The organism is Kitasatospora sp. NPDC091257 (assembly GCF_044757675.1).
Lineage (GTDB): Bacteria > Actinomycetota > Actinomycetes > Streptomycetales > Streptomycetaceae > Kitasatospora > Kitasatospora lactacystinica.
The window spans coordinates 1-2052 of sequence record NZ_JBIVVI010001428.1; the positions used below are offsets into that span (position 1 = coordinate 1).

3 protein-coding genes are annotated in these 2052 nt (G+C 74.4%); 1 reads left to right on the top strand and 2 read right to left on the bottom strand.

Features of this window, described 5'->3' with window-relative positions; translation table 11 throughout:
• Nucleotides 1-229 (bottom strand): MerR family transcriptional regulator (locus ACIQOV_RS39020; protein WP_401055591.1); only part of this gene is annotated, 229 nt, incomplete at its 3' end.
• Between the two features lie 106 nt (nucleotides 230-335).
• On the opposite strand from ACIQOV_RS39020, the gene ACIQOV_RS39025 reads away from it, so the two are divergent.
• Entirely contained in the window at nucleotides 336-1097 is a 762-nt protein-coding gene (locus tag ACIQOV_RS39025) for an SDR family oxidoreductase (protein WP_401055587.1), read from the top strand.
• 44 nt (nucleotides 1098-1141) lie between these two features.
• Here the strand turns inward: ACIQOV_RS39025 and ACIQOV_RS39030 are convergent, their stop codons facing one another.
• Nucleotides 1142-1612, bottom strand: coding sequence for a hypothetical protein (locus tag ACIQOV_RS39030; protein ID WP_401055589.1), 471 nt, complete (start codon nucleotides 1610-1612; stop codon nucleotides 1142-1144).
• Nucleotides 1613-2052: the final 440 nt, after the last annotated feature.

The window sequence follows — 2052 nt, forward strand, 5'->3', positions numbered from 1 at the left end:
CCCCCTCCGGGTGCCCCGCCCGCAGGCACTCCACGAACGGCCTGGTCTCCTCCAGCCCGAACCCGAAGTCCTGCAACATCCGGATCTCCCGCAGCAACCGCAGATCCCCCTCGTCGTACGCCCGGTACCCGTTGCCCGCCCGCCGGGCCGGCAACAACCCCAACTGCTCGTAGTACCGCAACGCCCGCGTGGTCGTCCCCGCCCGCTCCGCCAACTCCCCGATCCGCACGCCGAACCACTCCTCCCGCACTTCCGGCAACGACCGTAAACCTTCCCCCGGGCGTCAACGCCAGCCCCAACCCGCCCCCACTCCCCGACCGGGCAAGATGTCCCCCATGGATCTCGGACTGAAAGACAAGGCCTACATCGTCACCGGCGCAACCCGAGGCCTCGGCCTCGCCGGCGCCCGCGAACTCGCCGCCGACGGCGCCCGCGTGCTCATCAGCGGCCGCACCCGGCAAGCCGTCGACAACGCCGTCGCCGAACTCGAGACTCTCGGAACCGCCCGGGGCCTCGTCGCCGACAACGCCTCCCCCGACACCCCCGAGCGCCTCATCGCCGAGGCCCGGCACCACTTCGGTCGTCTCGACGGCATCCTGATCAGCGTCGGCGGCCCCCAGGCCGGCCCCGTCGAGACCACCCCCGAGGACGCGTGGCGCGACGCCTTCGAGTCCGTCTTCCTCGGTGCCCTCCGGCTCGCCCGCGCCACCGCCGCCGCGCTCACCGACGGCGGTGTGATCGCCTTCGTGCTCTCCAGCTCGGTCCGCCAGCCGATTCCCGGTCTGGGCATCTCCAACGGCCTGCGTCCGGGTCTCGCCATGGCCGCCAAGGCCCTCGCCGACGAGCTCGGCCCCCGCGGCATCCGCGTGCTCGGTCTGCTCCCGGCCCGGATCGACACCGACCGGGTCCGTGAGCTCGACGGCCTCGCCGCCGACCCCGACGCCGCCCGCGCCCGGGCCAGCGCCGCCATCCCGCTGGGCCGCTACGGCACCCCCGAGGAGTTCGGCAAGGTCGCCGCGTTCCTGCTCTCCCCCGCCGCGTCCTACCTGACCGGCGTCATGGTCCCCGTCGACGGCGGCGCCCTCCGCACCCTCTGACTCCCGCCTCCACTCTCGATTGCTCGACCCTGACCGTTCCTGGACTACTCCACCCGCGACTGGCGCCGCCCCCGCCGCCCCCGCCGACCCCGTCCGTGCCGCGGCTCGGCGGGGGCCGCCTGCAGGACCCTGATCCGCAGATCGGCCGGCAGCGCCGCCAGCCGCAGGCTCCCGCAGGCGTCCGCCCGAGGCCCGTCCTCGAAGTGCTCCACCAGCGCGGCCGGATCCCCGCCCGGCCGCAACCGCACCGCACCGCGCAGCTGCGGATGCCTCGGCGCCCGCACCAACCGCACCCCGGCCCGCTCGACCTGCGGCAGCACCACCGTCCGGTTCTCCAACGCCTCCTCCAGCGCCCGCGCACCGACCCGCAGTCGAAGCCCGCCCGCCCCCGGCGTCGGCACCTCGATGCTCGACAGCCCGGTGCGCCTCAGCTGCGCCACCAGCCACCACACCATCCCCGCCACCAGCACGGTCAGTCCGCCGATCACCGTCGGCCACCACCACGCCGACGCCACCCACTGCCCCCGCGAACGCGCGCTGACGGGGTTTCGGGCGGGCGCGGCGATTCACCTTCCGTACAACGGCGGTGGGCGGCCCGGGGCACGCGTCACGGCTCGGGCGGTGAAATCGCGGATCATCATTGACGGACCGTCAAATATGCGATGCGGGCGGCAGGTTGGCCGCGGCAGGTGGGCCGTCCTGCGGAGGTCGGGGCCGCGCCTCCTTCCGGTCGGGAGCGCCTGGGTGGCGTGTTCGTCGACGGGGCGAGGGGCCCGACTGCGGGCGGGCTTCGGGTCAGCATAGCCCGGGCATGTCACCTTCGACAGGCTTGTCGAAGGTGCGGAACCCGGGCTGCCGGTGGGCATGTCGAGGGGTGGTGGCCCGGCTGCTTTGAGTGCGGAGCTCCGCTTTCGCGGTCGGGGCCACGGGGGTGGGGAGGCTGGGGCCGGTGGGG

Excerpts from the sequence above, each read along its gene's own strand:
- ACIQOV_RS39025 (WP_401055587.1), top strand. The coding sequence starts at position 336 with ATGGATCTCGGACTGAAAGACAAGGCCTACATCGTCACCGGCGCAACC.